At 63.7% G+C, this 17722-nt stretch carries 14 protein-coding genes and 1 pseudogene; 6 read left to right on the top strand and 9 right to left on the bottom strand.

The genetic code is table 11. The annotated features are described in order from the left end of the window. Positions 1–76: 76 nt before the first annotated feature. The 4 genes from ACTJLC_RS07395 to ACTJLC_RS07380 form a co-directional block, all read right to left on the bottom strand. Positions 77–2911, bottom strand: coding sequence for an ATP-binding protein (locus ACTJLC_RS07395; RefSeq protein ID WP_440843391.1), 2835 nt, complete (start codon positions 2909–2911; stop codon positions 77–79). Further along, positions 2908–4044, bottom strand: coding sequence for a substrate-binding domain-containing protein (locus ACTJLC_RS07390; protein ID WP_073430546.1), 1137 nt, complete (start codon positions 4042–4044; stop codon positions 2908–2910). Before ACTJLC_RS07390 ends, ACTJLC_RS07395 begins: the two co-directional genes overlap by 4 nt. 253 nt (positions 4045–4297) lie before the next feature. Continuing rightward, positions 4298–4924: a dihydrofolate reductase family protein gene (locus ACTJLC_RS07385; protein WP_073430565.1), complete on the bottom strand. Its 627-nt coding sequence runs from the start codon at positions 4922–4924 to the stop codon at positions 4298–4300. A 172-nt stretch (positions 4925–5096) separates the two neighbouring features. Then, positions 5097–5813, bottom strand: a complete 717-nt coding sequence (locus ACTJLC_RS07380) for a FadR/GntR family transcriptional regulator (RefSeq protein WP_235004905.1) — start codon at positions 5811–5813, stop codon at positions 5097–5099. A 333-nt stretch (positions 5814–6146) separates the two neighbouring features. Here ACTJLC_RS07380 and ACTJLC_RS07375 point away from each other — a divergent pair, with 333 nt between their 5' ends. The 4 genes from ACTJLC_RS07375 to ACTJLC_RS07360 all read left to right on the top strand — a co-directional run bounded on the left by ACTJLC_RS07375 (position 6147) and on the right by ACTJLC_RS07360 (position 11280). Continuing rightward, positions 6147–7157: a zinc-binding alcohol dehydrogenase family protein gene (locus ACTJLC_RS07375; RefSeq protein ID WP_310132309.1), complete on the top strand. Its 1011-nt coding sequence runs from the start codon at positions 6147–6149 to the stop codon at positions 7155–7157. Positions 7158–7173: 16 nt separating this feature from the next. Further along, a complete protein-coding gene (locus ACTJLC_RS07370; RefSeq protein WP_310132307.1) occupies positions 7174–8310 on the top strand; it encodes a mannitol dehydrogenase family protein in 1137 nt (378 codons plus the stop codon). Positions 8311–8440: 130 nt separating this feature from the next. Next, positions 8441–9727, top strand: a complete 1287-nt coding sequence (locus tag ACTJLC_RS07365) for an MFS transporter (RefSeq protein WP_073430542.1) — start codon at positions 8441–8443, stop codon at positions 9725–9727. A gap of 5 nt (positions 9728–9732) precedes the next feature. Continuing rightward, positions 9733–11280, top strand: coding sequence for a UxaA family hydrolase (locus tag ACTJLC_RS07360; protein WP_374710296.1), 1548 nt, complete (start codon positions 9733–9735; stop codon positions 11278–11280). On the opposite strand, the gene ACTJLC_RS07355 is transcribed toward ACTJLC_RS07360, so the two are convergent. Next, positions 11273–12412, bottom strand: coding sequence for an acyl-CoA dehydrogenase family protein (locus ACTJLC_RS07355; RefSeq protein WP_073430541.1), 1140 nt, complete (start codon positions 12410–12412; stop codon positions 11273–11275). The genes ACTJLC_RS07360 and ACTJLC_RS07355 overlap by 8 nt on opposite strands. 12 nt (positions 12413–12424) lie before the next feature. After that, positions 12425–13633 (bottom strand): acyl-CoA dehydrogenase family protein, encoded by a 1209-nt coding sequence (locus tag ACTJLC_RS07350; protein ID WP_073430540.1) that lies wholly within the window; start codon positions 13631–13633, stop codon positions 12425–12427. 448 nt (positions 13634–14081) lie between these two features. Here ACTJLC_RS07350 and ACTJLC_RS07345 point away from each other — a divergent pair, with 448 nt between their 5' ends. Next, complete coding sequence (locus ACTJLC_RS07345) at positions 14082–14270, top strand: hypothetical protein (protein WP_073430539.1); 189 nt, start codon at positions 14082–14084, stop codon at positions 14268–14270. Positions 14271–14307: 37 nt separating this feature from the next. Here the strand turns inward: ACTJLC_RS07345 and ACTJLC_RS07340 are convergent. Continuing rightward, positions 14308–14571, bottom strand: a pseudogene (locus tag ACTJLC_RS07340) (DUF2000 family protein); the annotation flags it as partial. A gap of 51 nt (positions 14572–14622) precedes the next feature. Here ACTJLC_RS07340 and ACTJLC_RS07335 point away from each other — a divergent pair. After that, positions 14623–15003 (top strand): DUF5594 family protein, encoded by a 381-nt coding sequence (locus ACTJLC_RS07335; protein WP_073430538.1) that lies wholly within the window; start codon positions 14623–14625, stop codon positions 15001–15003. Positions 15004–15144: 141 nt separating this feature from the next. On the opposite strand, the gene ACTJLC_RS07330 is transcribed toward ACTJLC_RS07335, so the two are convergent. Both ACTJLC_RS07330 and ACTJLC_RS07325 read right to left on the bottom strand, forming a co-directional pair. After that, positions 15145–17256, bottom strand: coding sequence for a phosphocholine-specific phospholipase C (locus ACTJLC_RS07330; protein WP_073430537.1), 2112 nt, complete (start codon positions 17254–17256; stop codon positions 15145–15147). An 80-nt stretch (positions 17257–17336) separates the two neighbouring features. Beyond that, the gene (locus tag ACTJLC_RS07325; protein ID WP_073430536.1) at positions 17337–17666 is read right to left on the bottom strand and encodes a hypothetical protein; all 330 of its coding nucleotides are present in this window, start codon (positions 17664–17666) and stop codon (positions 17337–17339) included. Between the last annotated feature and the right edge of the window lie 56 nt (positions 17667–17722).

Below are 17722 nucleotides of genomic sequence, written 5' to 3'. Positions count from 1 at the left end.
AAGCACAGCATGACGGTCTACAGGCGAGACGATGCCCGTCATTACCTCACGGCCCATCAAGCACGCTCCACGATTCTCACTCAGACGTCCCAACGGCGGCTCTATATTGCTCGATGAAACGAAGGATCGCCTTGGACTGGTAGTTCTTCGCCAACTGGCAAAGGTGATCGGCGAAAGGGCGATAGCGCTCGTCGAGTTCAATCAGGTGCGCGGCGTGTTGCGCGATGGCACGCATGTCGCCGAGTCGCGCCAGGTAGTGCAGCGCTTCGACCTCCTCGGGCGGTGGCACGATCAACGCCTCGGCGGCGGAGTCGGCGGCAGGTACTGTCGTTCGTCCCGATGCAATGGCCCGCGTATTCGGAACCTCGTCACACCACTCGATCTTCAGGAGGGCCGCGAGCTGTGACAACAGCCCGCTGAAGCCGATCGGCTTTGGCAGAAAGGCGTTCGCACCGGCTGCCAGGCTTTCCGCCGCATCGGTCCTCGATGCGCTGGCGGAAACCGCGACGATGGGCAGATCGCGGAACTCCGGCATCTGGCGCAGGCGGCGCGTGACTTCCAGCCCGTCCATCCCCGGCATGACGACATCCATCAGGACGAGCGCCGGCCGCAGCGCTTTGGCTTTCTCCAGGGCTTCCAGTCCATTGCCGGCCTCGGCCATGTCGAATCCGAACTGGCCGAGCATATCGACGGCCACGGCACGGTTTTCCGCCACATCATCCACGACCAGCACAGTCTTGCGCGGCCCCTTGTAGCCGCTTGCCGCCCACTCGGGCGGGACGACAGCCGCGATGGGCGCAACCACCGGCACGTCCAGTTCGAACCAGAAAGTGCTGCCAGCACCGCGGCGGCTTTCGACGTGGATCTCGCCGCCCATCAAGCGCACGAGCTGCCGGCTGATGGCGAGACCCAGCCCCGTGCCGCCATGCCGATGCGAAACGTCGCCCACTTGCTCGAAAGCCCGGAAGATCGCCTCCAGATGTTCCCGGTCTATGCCGATGCCCGTGTCCCGCACTTCGAAACGCAGCCGCCCCGGCGGGGAGAAACCGACGCATAGACGCACGCTTCCCTCGTCGGTAAAGCGGATTGCATTCGAGAGCAGGTTGAGCAGCACCTGGCGCAAGCGTTTTTCGTCGACTCGTACGCCCGCGGGAAGATCAGGTGGCATTTCAAGCGCGAAGGCCAGGCCCTTTTCCGTTGCCTTCACCCGGATCGTCTCGGCAACGAAGTTGATGAACCGGTCGAGCGGAATATCGGACATGTTGAGCTCCACCCTCGCGGCGTCGATCTTGGCCATATCCAGGATGTCGTTGATGAGCGCGAGCAGGTATTCGCCGCTGCGCTGGATCACCGTGAGCCCGTCGATCTGGCGTTGATCGAAATTCTTGTCGCGCTTGAGGATCTGCGCGTAGCCGAGAATCCCGTTCAACGGTGTGCGCAGTTCGTGGCTCATGTGCGCAAGAAAGTCGCTCTTGGCCTGGTTGGCCGCGTCGGCGCGCTCCTTGGCGACGGCCAGTTCGGCCGTTCGTTCGCGGATCATGTCCTCGAGGTGCTCGCGATAGCGCCGCAGTTCCTCTTCGGCGCGCTTGTGCTCCGTGATGTCGCGCGAGATGCCGAGCAGGAACTTCGGTTCGCCGTGCACATCGACGATCGGGATCTTCATCGTATGCACGAGGCGCGTTCCGTGACGCGTGTGAACCAGTTCCTCCGGCACGTCGATCATCTGCCGCGACTCGAGCACGGCACGATCCTTCTGCGCGAAGAAACTGGCCTCCCGCGCCGGAAACAGGTCGTGGACGGACTTGCCGATGAGTTCCTCGCGCCGGTAGCCGAGCAGTTGCTCTCCCGCCTTGTTGAAGCGCACGAAGCGCAGGGTCGCCGCATCCTTGACGAAGATCGTGTCCGGGATGTGCTCGACGATGCTGTTCAGGAAGTGCTCGCTTGCTCGCGCGGCCTCTTCCGCGTGCTGACGTTCGACGATCTCGGCGGTCCGGCCCGCAAGCGCGGTGCTGAGTTCGGCCGTGCGTCGCGCGACGCGCGCCTCCAGTTCGGCATTGAGTTCCTTCAGCGCGTCCTCGGCTTGCCTGCGCTGGCGCCGGTCTTCCAGGAACTGCTCGACCGCGCGCGCCATGTCGGCAATTTCGTCGCCGCCGTGCACGGGCACGCCGGCTTGCGCGCTGTCGACATCACCGTGCCGCAGCGAGTGGCTGACCTGGCGCAGTCGCGCCACGACGTGGCGTCCGAGGAATGCGCTGGCAATCAGCCAGGCGAGCAGCAGGCTTATCGCAACCTCGCCGATGACCCATCTGCGCGTGCGGTCCGAGTGCTCGGCCAGATCCTGCACCGCTTCGCGGTACGTGTGCGTGAAATAGTCCGACTGCCGGCGCGCCGCGACGGCGAGGGTGTCGGCCTGGCGGCGCAGATCGTCGTCCAGGCTCGCCAACGACGCGCCGGGCTGCGAGGCGGACATCGGCGTGGCGCTGGCGCTCAACGCGGTCTCGCGCACCTGCGCCTCGATGTTGACCGTGTTGCGGAAGTGCTGGCTCGATCGGCGCAGCGCGAGCGCGTCGACACCGACGTCCTCGCCCGTGGTCGCGGAGGCCACGCGGTCCATCAGACGATCGAAGGAGGACAACTCGTCGAGGATGTGCCGATGCGTCTCGCGCACGGCGTCGACGGTATCGTCGCTCGACAACTGCAAGGCCATGCGTTCGATCATCAGGGTGTGCTGCGCGAGGCCCTGCGCATCCTCCAGGCGCGCCAGCCGCTGCTCGGCCAACTGGCGGATCGCGTAGGCCGAACCGGTCAACGAATAGATGGTCGTGGCGCCGACCACGACCACCAGGGCCGCGAGGCACGAAACCACGAGCGCGAATTGCGCGGTGAGCGACTGTGGGAGCGGTAGTTTCACGGGCGTTGCCAGATGCGGCGATAGATGTCGCGATAGCCGTTGGCGGGGTCGTAGATCAGGCGGTCGCCGCCGTCCGCGGCGATGTTGTCCGCCGTCACGAGATGCACCGGAAACACGTAACCCGTGACGGCTTCCCGGGCCAGGAGCCGGTTCATCTCGTCGATCAACTGCCAGCCGTGCAGGTTCAGCGGTTCGGCCACCGTGCCGGTCTGGAACGTGCCCGTCCGGATGCGCAGAAAGGCGGACTCGCTGCCGTCGCCGGCCGAGAGCATGACCATGGCGGCGTTCGATAGCCCGGCCTGGGTCAGCACCGGGGCGGCGTAGTCGAAGTAGATGTCGTTGATCGCCAGCGCATGCGTCCAGCGCTTGCCATAGTGCGCGAGCAATGCGCGTGTCGTGCCCGGCATCAGTTCCTGATTGCGCGAGATCGCCACGTCGCGCACTTCGAGCAACGTGCAGCCGCCGCACGCGCGCACGACGGCAGCCATTGCATCCGCCTTGCCTTGCGCAACCTCGAAATTGGTGTCGGTGAACACGACGGCTCCCGCATGCCCGCCGGACTGCGCGATGGCTGCCAGCGCGGTGACGCGCGCGACCTCGAGCGGATCTGTCGATACGTTCATCGCCACGGGCGTGCCGGGTACGGGTCCGGCCTGGGCCGCGACATGCCAGCCGACGATCGGGATGCCCCGTTCCGCGAACGGCTGCAGCCCGGGCAGCAGGGCGCGTGCGTCGCCGCCGACGATGATCAGCCCGTCCGGACGACTTGCCAGCCCGTTGGCCAGCATCTTGAGCCGCAGATTCGGGGTGCCGCCGCTGTCGAATATCTTCACGCTCCAGCCGATGGCCTTGGCCGCCTCCAGCACCCCGTCGACCACGCCGAGGATGCCGCCGTTGCGCAAATCCTCGGCGACGACGGCGATGTATTTGCCGGCCTGGGCGCGCGGTCCCTTGCGCGGCCCGTTCCAGGGCGCGGCGGGTTGCGTCGCGGCTTCGACAACGCGCTTCGCTTCCTCCAGGTAGTCCCTCGTGGCGACGACCGAGGCGGCGGACACGGGGGCCGGCAACACACCCTGCGCCGTGGCAACCCACGGCATACACACGCATGCCAATGCCAGAAGCAAGCCCCTCATGCTGTTCCCCAAGGGCACTATCGGGGTCGTTGGACCCGCCGTTGAAGATGTACCCAGATGCAGCCCGCAGCGTGACCCCGCGAACGACATACTATACCCCGGGCCGCATGGCGTCGGTCGTGCGTTGGCGAGCAAAACGACGCCTGGCCGTGGTGACAGCCAGAGCGCGCAGCGCCAGTAAAAGCCTGTGAAACGGCTGCGATTCGTGCCTCCGGGCAGCTTGCCGGGACGCGCGCTCTCGCTGCGCGGAGCGTTAATCGACTTCTTCGAACGTTCCTGTGCGCACCGCACCGTTGCGCAGGTAGCGGGTGACCAGCACGCCGTGAGGGGTGCTGGCCGAGTGCGCCAGAGTCAACGCGGACGCTGCCGCGTCGTCGCCGAACAGGCGCTTGCCGCGCCCCAGCATGACGGGATAAATCAGAAGCCGAAGCTCGTCCATCAAACCGGCCGCGAGCAGTTGGCGCACCATGTCGCCGCTGCCAAACGTCAGCAGATTGGCGCCGTGCCGACCTTTGAGCGCGCGTATCGCGTCGGCAAGCTCGCCCTCCAGCGCATGACTGTTCTGCCAGTCGAGGGTGTCGGATCGATGCGTGGCCACGTGCTTGGGTACGCTGTTGAACAGGTCGGCGATGGCGCGGCTGTTTGAATCGGCCGGTATGCGCGGCCAATACGACGCGAATATGTCGTAGGTGCGGCGCCCCAGCAGCAAGTCGAACGGCTGCGAGAGCAGGTCGTGCAAGTGTTGGCCGGTGGCTTCGTCCGCATAGGGAACGATCCAGCCGCCGAGGCGGAATTCGCCGCTGGGATCTTCTCGCGGCCCGCCAGGCGATTGAATGACGCCATCCAGACTGATGAAAGCGGAAACGATGAGCTTGCGCATGATGCTCTCCTGGTCCACGAACCCGATCGGTTCGTAGACACGACGAACGAGTCGCATGGGGATCGACAACCGCCCAGCCGCCTGCACGTGCCGGCCGCGCTCCGAGCGCCCGCCTTAACAAGCGTCGCTCGATGTACCGGTTCCAGGTGTCGCGCCGATCTGATGAAGCCGGCTAATGACCCGTGTTGAGCGAGCCGATCCAGCGAACTTCAGACGCCTTCAGATGCAACCGCATGGCCGTCTGCGCCTCCAGCGCGTCGCGCGCGATCAGCGCGGCGACGATCATTTCGTGCTCGACGAGCGCCGCATTCCAGGTCGATGCGTTTTCCGTCTGACGTCTTAACTTTTCCGCGATGGGTGCGTGACGCTCGTCGAACAGTTCGCCGACCACACGTGTCAGCACCGCGTTCTGCGCCATCTCGGCAATACACATGTGAAATTGCCGATCAGCCTCCACGGGCGAACCGCCTTCCGCGATCGAGCGCCGCATGTCCGCAACGAGTTCTTGTAGACGTGACAGGCCCTCGTCGGTCAGACGCGCGCACGCCAGCGACGCAACGCAACCTTCGATTGCCGCGCGCGCCTGCATGATGTCGCTTGGACTATCGCCGATCTTGTCGCGTAGTGCCTCGGAGACCGGTGCGGCGGAGCACACGAAAACGCCGGCGCCCATTTTGATCTCGACCACACCCTGAATTTCGAGCGCGATCAGCGCCTCGCGCACGGAGGGCCTCGAGACATTCAACTGCTGGGCCAGGTCGCGTTCCGGAGGGAGACGGTCGCCCGTCGAAAGATGATTCGCCGCGATATACGCGCGAATCTGATCGCCGATCAGATGATAAAGCCGGCGCGGCTGTACCGATTTGAGTTCCATGGTCTGAGGTTTCATGCATCGGTTGGGTTTAAATTGGCCTGACCGGAATGGGCGCCGAAACGCCATATATGTACGGGTTTACACCTAAAAACACGCGTGGATTCGCCCGAAGCATCTCGGTATTTACCCGCGAATCGGCAAAGTGGCTTGACCAATTCTTATTGAGAAAACTATTCTACGCCCAACAAACGCGTCGGGCTGCTGCTCTGATTTGCGCAGTGTGCGGCGGCTTCGGGTAGTCAGCGAGTCTTTTCCCCGCTCATTCACGAGCCCGCGAAAAAGACAGCGCGGAGGCAGAGAACGTCTCTGTCCGATCCATGACGAATCGTCAATAAAGGCCACTTAATCATGCTTACAGTTATTTGTGACAACCCCGGAACGCTCCGCTCGGAGATGCGCTCGATTCCCGAACGCGCGGCGGGCGAGGTTCTGCTCAGAGTCAGGCGCGTGGGTGTGTGTGGCACCGACATGCACATCTTCACGGGGAATCAGCCCTACCTCCAGTATCCCCGCGTGATGGGCCACGAGCTGTCGGGCACGGTCGAAGAGGCCGACGACAGTTCGGCCTTGAACGTCGGCGATGCCGTGTATGTGATGCCGTATCTGTCGTGCGGCAAATGTATTGCGTGCCGTAACGGCAAGACCAATTGCTGCGTGAACATCCAGGTCCTCGGCGTTCACCGGGACGGCGCGATGACCGAGTATCTGAGCGTGCCGGCCCAGTTCGTACGCAAGGCGGAAGGCGTGACGCTCGACCAGGCCGCCATGGTCGAATTTCTCGCGATCGGCGCGCATGCGGTACGGCGCGCGGACGTCAGCGCCGGACAGCGCGTGCTGGTTGTCGGCGCCGGGCCCATCGGCATGGCGGCCATGATCTTCGCCAAGCTGCGAGGGGCCACCGTGACCGCCCTCGATTCACGAGCGGATCGCCTGGCCTTCTGTTCCGCGAAGCTAGAAGTGGCGGCGTCGGTTGCCCTCGGCGAGGGGGATGTCGAGCGCCTGAGCGAACTCACGGACGGCGAATTCTTCGACGTGGTATTCGATGCAACCGGCAACGCGGACGCCATGCGGCGCGGCTTCGAGTTTATTGCGCACGGCGGGAAATACGTCCTCATCTCTGTCGTCAAGGACGTCATATCGTTCTCCGACCCCGAGTTCCATAAGCGCGAGGCGACGCTGCTGGGCAGCAGAAATGCGACGCTGGAAGACTTCGACACCGTCCTCGACGCCATGCGCGCGGGGCAGATTCCCGACGCGGCGCTCAACACCCATCGTCTGCAACTGTCGTCCCTTCCCACCGAATTCTCGAAGCTGCTGGCGCCCTCCGCGGGTGTCGTCAAAGCGATTGTCGAATGCTGAAGGGCGAGCTCTCCGAATGACAATCACGACCTGTCCGATTCTTCAGTTTGGAACCAGCCGATTCTTGCAAGCGCATGTCGACCTGTTCGTGTGCGAGGCGGCGCGCCGTCATCCAGACGACGCGTTGGGCAAGATCGCCGTCGTGCAAACGACCACGAGCCCACAAAGCCGGGCGCGTATCGAGGCGCTTCGCGCAACCGGCCGATATCCCGTTCGCATCCGCGGTTTGCAGCGCAAGCAGACAGTCGACCTGACCATCGAATGCGATAGCGTCGCGCAAGCGCTCCACGCCGACGATGACTGGCCCGCATTGCTCGAGCGCATCCGGGATCAGGTGGAGGTGATCGTGTCGAACACGGCGGACAACGGCTATGCGCTGTTCGCCGAAGACACGGCCTCCATGCTGGCCGCCGGCTCCGCGCCGCGCGGCTTCGCGGCGAAGCTGGCCGCTTTGCTGCACGAACGTTATCGCGCGGAAGGCAAGGCGATCACCGTGCTGCCCTGCGAACTGATTTCGCGCAATGGCGATGTCCTGCGCGATCTGGTGATGTCGGTCGCGCGTGGCTGGCACATGGAGCCAGGCTTTCTTCACTACCTGGCGCATGACTGCATCTGGGTCAACTCGCTGGTCGACCGGATCGTCTCGGAAGCCATCGATCCCGTCGGGGCGGTGGCCGAGCCCTACGCGCTGTGGGCGATCGAGCGTCAGGAGGGCATGGTGTTGCCCTGCCGGCACGAGAGCATCAGCGTCACCGACGATCTGGCCCATTTCGAACGTTTGAAGCTTTTCCTGCTCAATCTCGGCCACACGATGCTTGCGGAGTTCTGGCTCGGTTCGCGAGGAGAAGCCGGCACCACCGTACTGGATGGCATGCGCCACGAATCCTGGCGTGGAGCGCTTGAATCGACATGGAAGGATGAAGTGCTTCCGGTTTTCGAGGCACTGGGCCAGTACGAAATCGCCAGCAAATATCTCGACGACGTGCGCGATCGTTTCGAAAACCCGTTTCTCGCCCACCGTCTCGCCGACATCGCCGGCAATCATCAGGAAAAAAAGCAGCGCCGACTGAAGCCGGTCGTCGATCTCGCGAGTGAACTAGGCGTCCGGGTCGAGCAGAAACGGCTGAGGCTGGCGCTTGGGGGCGGCACTTAAGGCGGCACCTAAGTTCGCACCTAAGTCGCACCTCGGCGACCCGAATCAGTTCCTCGCTGTCCTCAATCCAAAAACAATCGGTCCAGCGGAAAAACCGGAGACCGTCAACTCAGAAGCATAGGAGACGAATATGCGCAGTATGCGTTGGGTAGTGATATTTCTCTGCTTTCTCGCCATCGCGATCAACTACGTCGATCGCGCGAATATGGCCGTCGCGGCACGGGCAATCCAGAAGGCGCTCGATATCGGCCCGGCTCAGATGGGACTCATCCTGAGCGGATTCTTCTGGACCTATGCGCTGATGCAAATGCCGTTCGGTTGGTTCGTCGATCGCATCGGCGCGCGAATCGCGTTGCCGCTGGCGGTCGGCTGGTGGTCGCTTTTTACGGCGCTCACCGCCGCGGCGACGAGCGTCACCGCCATGTTCGGCTGCCGTCTGCTGCTTGGCGTGGGTGAAGCGGGGGCCTATCCGTCCTGTGCAAAACTCGTGAGCCAATGGTTCAAGCCGGCGCAACGCGCGCTCGCCACGAGTATCTTCGATAGCGGATCGCGCGTGGGCTCCGCGCTTTCGATTCCGCTGGTCGCACTGATCATCAACGCGCTCGGCTGGGAAGCGTCGTTCATCATCACCGGCGCCGTCGGGTTCGTTTGGGTGCTCGGCTGGTTCCTGATCTATAGAAGTTCATCGCGCGGGGATCTCACCGGCGAGGCCGACGCCGTTGCGCGGCAACAGGCCGCGCCGAAGAAGAAGATTCCGTGGCTTTCGCTCTTCAGGCACCGGACGCTGTGGGGCATGATGCTCGGCTTCTTCTGCCTGAACTTCGTCATCTATTTTTTCATTACCTGGTTCCCTAGCTATCTTGTTCAGACGCGCGGCTTCTCGCTGAAATCGCTGGGTACGCTAGGCATGATTCCCGCGCTCATGGCGATTCCGAGCGGCTGGCTCGGCGGATATGTGTCCGATGCGCTGTATCGCCGCGGCTGGAGTCTGACCAGGGCTCGCAAGACCTGCATGGTGGGCGGCATGCTTCTTTCGTCGATCATCACGCTCTGCGCGTTCACGCCGAATATCTATCTGATGCTGGCATTCTTCGGCATCGCTTATGGCAGCCTGTCGTTTGCCGGGGCGAGCATCTGGTCCCTGCCCGGCGATGTCGCTCCCACGCCCGATCACGTCGCGTCCATCGGCGGCATCCAGAACTTTGCGTCGAATCTCGCCGGCATCGTGATCACGACGTTCACCGGCCTGATGGTGTCGCTCACGCACGGGTCGTTCACGATTCCGCTGTGCGTGGCGGGCGGCTTCTGTGTGCTTGGCGCGTTCAGCTATCTGGTGATCGTGAAAAAAATCGAACCGTTGTCGGTGGACGACGACGCACATTCCCCCGCAGAGAGCCCTGTTCAGTCAGCGGTATAAACATCATGCCTTCGATCTCGACCGTATCCGATCTTGCAGCTATTCGTCTTCACGCCAACGACGATGTCGTGATCGCAACCCGGCAATTGATGTCCGGCGCGCGCATCGCGTCGGAGGATCTGGTGGTCGCCGGGCTCATTCCGCCCGGCCACAAGATCGCGACACGCGATATGGCCGCCGGTGAGCCGGTGAAACGCTACAACCAGATCATCGGCGTGGCCAAGGAACCGATCTCTCGTGGTCAGCACGTCCACGTTCACAACCTCGGCATGGCTGAGTTTTCACGAGAGCATGCATTCGGTATCGATCTTCATCCGACTGAATACGCGCGCGAGCCCGCGACCTTCATGGGCATCCGCCGCGACGACGGACGAGTCGCGACGCGCAATTTCATCGGCATCTTGACGAGCGTGAACTGCTCGGCCACCGTCGCGCGCGCCATCGCCGATCACTTCCGGCGCGACGTGCATCCGCAAGCGCTCGCGCCTTACCCCAACGTCGACGGCGTGGTCGCATTGACGCACGGCCTCGGCTGCGGCATCGACACGATGGGCGAAGGTCTCGCGGTGCTGCGACGCACGCTGGCCGGCTATGCGATTCATCCGAACTTCCACTCGGTGTTGTTCGTCGGGCTCGGCTGCGAGACGAATCAGATTTCGGGCGTACTGGAATCGGCCGGGTTAAAAGCGGGAGAGCGGTTGCGCAGCTTCACGATTCAAGACTCCGGCGGAACGCGAAAGACCATCGAACGCGGTGTCGACATGGTGAGGGAGATGCTCGCCGATGCCAATCGTGTCACGCGCGAACCGTTGCCGGCCTCGCATCTGATCGTCGGTTTGCAATGCGGCGGGTCCGACGGCTACTCGGGCATTTCGGCGAACCCCGCGCTGGGCGCCGCGGTCGACCGGCTGGTACGGAACGGCGGCACGGCGATTCTCTCGGAGACACCGGAAATCTACGGCGCCGAGCATTTGCTGACACGTCGCGCCGTCAGTCGCGAGGTGGGCGAGAAACTGCTGGCACGCGTTGCCTGGTGGGAAAACTATTGCGCGAGGAACGGCGCGGCGCTCGACAACAATCCGTCCGCGGGTAACAAGGTCGGCGGTTTGACGACGATTCTCGAAAAATCCCTCGGCGCGGTGGCCAAGGGCGGCACGACCAATCTCGTCGAGGTGTATCAGTACGCTGAACGCATCGACGCAAAGGGATTCGTCTTCATGGACTCGCCGGGCTACGACCCGGTTTCGGCGACAGGGCAGGTCGCGTCAGGCGCCAATCTGATCTGTTTCACGACCGGGCGCGGTTCCGCATACGGCTGCGCGCCATCGCCTTCGTTGAAACTCGCGACCAATACAGCGCTGTGGGAAAGGCAGGAGGACGACATGGACATCAATTGCGGCGGCGTGGTGGACGGCAGCGCCTCGGTTGCGGAACTCGGCGACCTCATCTTCGAGCGCATGCTCGAATGCGCATCCGGGGCCCCGTCGAAAAGCGAAGCGAACGGTTATGGACAAAACGAGTTCGTGCCGTGGCAATTGGGCGTCATCACCTGAACGATTCGCGCCCCAGCGCCACGAATCTCTCCAGATGATGGTCCTCATCGCCTAGCTGATGATCGATCATCACGAGGCGCTTCGCATAGTGAGCGAGCGGCAGTTCCCACGTCATGCCGATTCCGCCATGCAGTTGAATACACTCCTCGGCGACCAGCGTGCCGATCCGGCCGATACTGTATTTCGCCGCCGAAAGCGCACGCTCGCGAACCGTGCGCGCAGCGCCCAACGCCGCCGCCGCATTGATCACCGCCGAGCGCGCCTGCTCGATTTCGAGCAGCAAATCGGCCATGCGATGCTGCAACGCCTGGAAGCTGCCGATGGGCACGCCGAACTGCTTGCGCGTGCGCAGATACTCGAGCGTGTGCTCCTTCGCGACATCCATTGCGCCGACCGCTTCGGCGCACAGCGCCAGTACCCCGCGGGCAATCGCGTATTCCAGCGTGGCGTAACCCTCGCCGGATAGGCCGAGCAGCGCGCCGTCGTCGAGCGACACGTTGTCGAACGTCACTTCGGCCGCGCGCCCGCCGTCGATCTTGCGATAGCCGCGCACGCCGACACCCGCTGCATCGCGCGGCACGAGAAAGAGCGTCACGCCTTCTTCTTCGTCGTCGGCGCCGGCGGTGCGCGCGGAAACCAGAAAGAGCGAAGCATTCTCGCCGTGCTGAACGACCGCCTTCGCGCCGCTCAAGTGCCATGCGTTACCGTGGCGCTCGGCACGCGTCGTCACGCGAGCCAGCTCGTAGTGGCTGTCCGGCTCGCCATGCGCGAGCGCGACGATTCGCGAACCGTCGATCAATTCGCCGAGCAGCGCTTTCTGCATCTCGTTGCCGCTCTTCGCAATCGCGTGGCCGACGATCAACGTATCGAGAAACGGTTCGACGACGAGGCCGCGGCCCAGGCACTCGAACACCACGGCGATATCGAACCCGTCGCCGCCAAAGCCGCCGTTCGCCTCATCGAACAACGCGCCGATGATGCCTAGCTCCGCGAAGCGATGCCACAGTTCGGCGCTGAAGCCCTGTGCCGAGGCCGCAATCCGGTCGCGCGTCTGGAAGCCGTATTGCTCGCTGATAAAACGGTTGAGCGTATCGGCCAGCATGCGGCGGTCTTCGGTGTGCTGGAAGTTCATGAGTTGCGCCCCTTACAGTCCCAGGATCATTTTGGAAATGATGTTCTTCTGGATTTCGTTGGAGCCGCCGAAAATCGACAGCTTGCGGTTGTTGAAGTACGAAGCCGCCGCGCTCGCGGCTTCGTCGGGGCCGACCGGCTCGCCTGCGAAACCATCGTGCAAGGCTTCTTCGATGAACGGCTGCGCGTATGCGCCCATCGCGCGGCGCGTGAGCGACGAGATCTCCTGGCGAATCTCCGTGCCGCGAATCTTGAGCATCGAACTCTCCGCGCCCGGCACGCCGCCGCCGGCCACCGCCGCGATCACGCGCAGGTTGGTGGTCTTCATGTTCTCCAGGTCGATCTCGACGCGCGCCATGCGCGCCGCAAACAAGGGATCTTCCGCCAGCGGCCGGCCGTTGCGCCGCTGTTTCGCGGCGATCGTGCGCAAGCGGTTGAACGCGGCCACGGAGAAACCGACGCCCGCGATATTGGTGCGCTCATACGTGAGCAGATACTTCGCGTAGGTCCAGCCCTTGTTCTCCTCGCCGACGAGATTCGCGGCTGGCACGCGCACGTCGGTGAAAAACACCTCGTTGACTTCGTGCTCGCCGTCGAGCGTGATGATCGGCCGCACCTCGACGCCCGGCGTCGTCATGTCGATTAGCAGGAAGCTGATGCCCTCCTGCTTGCGCACGTCGGTCGCGGTGCGCACGAGGCAGAAGATCATGTTCGCGTAGTGGCCGAGCGTGGTCCACGTTTTCTGGCCGTTGACGATGTAGTGCTCGCCTTGCGCGTCCATGCCGCGTACCGCGGTGGTTTTCACCGAGGCCAGATCGGAACCCGCGCCCGGCTCCGAATAGCCCTGGCACCACCAGTCGGAGCCGTCGAGTATGCGTGGAAGCCAGTGGCGCTTCTGCGCGTCGCTGCCGTATTTGATCAGCACGGGGCCGAGCATGTTGACGCCGAACGGCACCACGCGCGGCGCGCCCGCCAACGCGCATTCGTTTTCGAAGATGAATTTCCGCACCGCATTCCAGCCTGGGCCGCCGTATTCCTTCGGCCAGTGATTCGCGAGCCAGCCTTGCGCGTTGAGAATCGCGTGCCACTCGGCCATGTCGTCGCGCGTGAGGCGGCGTCCGCCGTGCACCTTGCTGGCGAGACGTTGCGGGAGCTTGTCGCGCAAAAAGGCCAGCACGTCGGCGCGAAAGGCTTCTTCTTCGGCAGTGAAGTTCAGATCCATGACGAGGGTGTCCGTGAAGGTTGAGTAGAGCAGCGGTGCGCGGGCAGGCCACCGCCGGCCGAGATGTGCTTACCGCAACGAAGCTCGATGACGTGGCAAGTCAAACTTTCTGATTGTGGCTCGCAAATTCCGCGCCGCGCAATTCGCGCGTCACGACGTCGGCCGAAGGTTTGAGGCTCATGGGTTGTCTCCTGATTCCGATCGGGCGTGCCGGGTCCGGTGAATGCCCGATTGTCGGTCGGTCAGGCTTTATTGACAATCACATGGAGTAGATGCTGTATAGGCCGAACCACATCACACGCGGGCGGCGGTGACTTTCATCGAGCTTGTTCTGACGCAGGCGTGGGAAAGCGGAAGAGAATTACGGCTTGAGCGGTCGCGGGTATGCTCAACAAAAACGAAGAGCCGTGCGCCATCGGGCGACACGTGAAACCCAGAGGAGACACGGATGAAATGGGCCATCGCCTTTCTGGCGCTGCTTGCAAGCGCCATTGTCGTCGTACTGGTCGCGCGCCTGCCTGCCGAGCAGGCCATCCGTTTCGCCGGTTATGCGGGCACCGCGCTCTTTGCCGCGCTGGTCAGCTTGCTGTTTCGCTGGCGCGCCGCCAAACGCGAGCAACGAAAGGCGCCGCGCTGAACCAACAAGCCGACGTGCAAAGCGTCGCGCGCGACAATCAGGCATGCAGCGATAGACCCTTGACCGCCTTGTCGACGGCCTTCTTCGCGCCGCGCACCGCGAGCCCGACGAGATCGGGCGCATCGGCGGGTTCGGCGGGTCCGGCGCGGAACACCTCGCGGTTCGCCTGATCGTGGCCGGTCGAGAACATCGCGCGCACATAGACCGCGCGCATCAGTTCACGCTCGATGCCCTGGCGAAAGGCCCGCAACAAACCGGCGTTGTCCGCCTGGTACACCATCATCGGTTGACCGAGCAGCCGCACACGCGTGCTACGATGCTTCGCTCATTGCGCAGAGCGTCGGAGACACCCATGCGTCCACAGAATGCCGCCCGTTTCGATGAACAGTTCGCGCCGCGCATCGCCGAGGCCATCGCCGCGTGTTTCGCCACCACCGTGCATACCGAAGTGCTGCCTTACGGCGGCCACGGGCATCCGACGCGCGTGCGGATCCATGCCGCGCCGATCGACGATATCCGCCACTATGCGCATCCGTTGAATCTGTATCTGACGTGGGACAGCGACGAGATTGAAAGGTTGGTGAGCGCGCGAGAGCCGGCGCGCTTCGACAACTATCTGGCCGCGTTGCCGCGCAAGCTCACGGCCTGGCGGCATGCGCGCGAACTGGATTTTCTCTCGCATACGCAGGGCGAGCCGGTGATGTTGATCGGCGGGCTCGACTTCGAGTCGTGACGGCGGTGCGGCTCGAAGCCGCTCGAAGCCCCTCGCGGCGCGCTTGCGAAGACGAATGAAAAAGCGGCCGCTGCTCGATTCGCAGCGGCCGCTATCTTTCCCGCGGACGTCTGACTGCTTCGACCGAATGCTAAGCGAGCGTCAACCGCCCAGCGCAGGATCGCTCATGCTGCTCTTGCCGGTTTCCACGTGGCCGGCAAAACGCCGCGCGAACAGCGCATCCTTCTCCACCGTGATCGCCAGGTCGTACCAGCCGTAGGCGTTGCGCAGGTCGAGGTAGATCTGGTCCGTATCGCCGCCGCGCACCCAATGCTTGATTTCGTGTTTCGGGTCATAGGCGTTGACGATATGGAAGCGGCAACGCTCGCTGCCCACATTGATGAGCCGCAACTGCAGATTGCCGTTCGCGACGTCGTAGCCTTCCTCGACTTCAGGACGCGCGATGCCCGATCCGTCCCACCAGCTACGGGCGACCGGCCGGCCCGCAAAGCGCCGCAGATAACCGTTCGGGCCGTGCACGGTGAAGTCGTACGTGCCGTCGGCATTCAACGGCAACTCGTCCTGCAAGCGCTTGCCCGCTTCCACCGTATAGGTGCGCGGCGCGGCGAGACCGTTCGCGGTGTAGACCAGAAATACCGCGCCGGTGCTGCCCGTGTTGACGAAACGCATCACGAGCTTATTGAGCGAACCTTCGCCGTGAACGCGCACGAAGAGTTCATATGGCAGCGCGCGAGCCGGCCGCACGCCGGGCTCCTGCTTCGGCACCGCCTGCACGGCCGGCGGCAGCGGCACGTAGTCCGGGTGGCGATTCTGATCGGGCGGCACATAGCCGCTCGTGCTCGGCAGCTTCGGGAACGCATCGTTGGGGTTGCTGAAGTTGAAGGCCGACGTCAGGTCGCCGCATACCGCGCGGCGCCACGGCGAGATGTTCGCTTCGCCCAGATTGTTCTGCGCGCCGAAGCGCTGTTCGATGAAGCGGATCACCGACGTATGGTCGAACAGTTCCGAGCACACATAGCCGCCTTTCGACCACGGCGAGACCACCAGCATCGGCACGCGCGCGCCCAGTCCGTAGGGACCGGCGGGTCTTTTCGCATCGCCGGGATAGATTTCGTTGACCGTGTCGACGGTGGACAAGCCATTCGCGCTCGAAGCGGGCGCGAACGGCGGCGAGATGTGATCGAAGAAGCCGTCGTTCTCGTCGTAATTGATCAGCAGGACCGTCTTGCTCCACACCTCGGGGTTCGACGTGAGAATCTGCAAGACCTGATCGATGTACCACGCGCCGTAATTGGCGGGCCAGTTCGGATGCTCGGAATACGCCTCGGGCGCGGTGATCCACGAGACTTGCGGCAGCGTGTTGTTCTGCACGTCGCGCTTCAGAATGTCGAAATAGCCGTCGCCCTTCGTCGCGTTGGTGCCGGTGCGCGCGTTGTCGTACAGCGGGTTGCCCGGCTGCGCGTTGCGGTACTGGTTGAAATACAGCAGCGAGTTGTCGCCGTAATTGCCGATGTACGGATTCTCGGTCCAGCCCCATGAGCCCTTCGCGTCGAGTCCCACGCCCACGTCCTGATAGATCTTCCACGAGATGCCCGCGTTTTGCAGCACTTCCGGGTAGGTGGACCAGCCATAGCCGAGCTCGGAATTGTCGATCACCGGACCGCCGCCGCTGCCGTCGTTGCCCACCCAGCCGCTCCACATGTAGTAGCGGTTCGGATCGGTCGGGCCCATCAGCGAGCAGTGATACGCGTCGCAGATCGTGAAGGCGTCGGCGAGCTGGTAGTGAAACGGAATGTCCTCGCGCGTGAGGTAGGCCATCGTCGTGGCGCTCTTCGCGGGCACCCACTGATCGTAGCGGCCGCCGTTCCATGCCGCCTGCGAGCTGTTCCAGTCGTGCGGGAGATCCTGCAGGAACTGCATGCCGAGGTTGGACGCGGTGGGACGAAACGGCAGCACGTAGCCGGCATCCGCGGCGAGCGGCTGATACCACACCGGTTTGCCGTTGGGCAGATTGATCGCGCGCGTGTCGCCGAAACCGCGCACGCCCTTGAGCGTGCCGAAGTAGTGGTCGAACGAGCGGTTTTCCTGCATCAGCACGACGATGTGCTCGACGTCGCGGATGGTGCCCGTTGCGTTGTTCGCCGGAATGGCGAGGGCGTTGCGAATACCCAGCGGCAACATGCTCAACGCGGTCACGGACCCGGCGGCATGCGCGGCGGAGCGCAGAAAATCACGGCGATTTTTTGATGTCATGGTTTTGGCCTTCGATCTCGGTAGAGGAACGAACCACGCGACGCGCGAGCATCAACCCGCGCATTGCGTGGACGCGGAACTCAATCAACGGTATGAATGACGGGTGGGGCGAGCGGCGTCGACGCGGCGGCGGACAGTGCCGGGTCGGCGCTTGATGCGGGCAGTGCTGGGCTTTGAATCGTGACTGCTGCGGGTGCGGGTGATGCGGATGACGGATCGGCTGAGAGGACCGCCGGGGTGTTGCTGTTATCTGCCGAAGCGTTGTCTGAACGTCGGGCAGCGCCGGCCTGGCTCGGGTCGCGACCCTCGTCGCCGCATGCGCCGATCAGCGCGCACAAGGACGCGGTGACCAGCACGCCCGCCAAACGTTTGCGATAAACAGCAAGGGATGGCTTCGGCACAACGGACATGGCAACGACTCCGGCACGGGGAAGGGGTGCGAGGGCATCCGTGTGCCCAGGTCAGC

Source organism: Paraburkholderia sp. 22099 (genome assembly GCF_052045835.1).
GTDB classification, from domain to species: Bacteria; Pseudomonadota; Gammaproteobacteria; order Burkholderiales; family Burkholderiaceae; genus Paraburkholderia; species Paraburkholderia terricola.
This window is presented reverse-complemented; position numbering and strand designations above follow the sequence as displayed.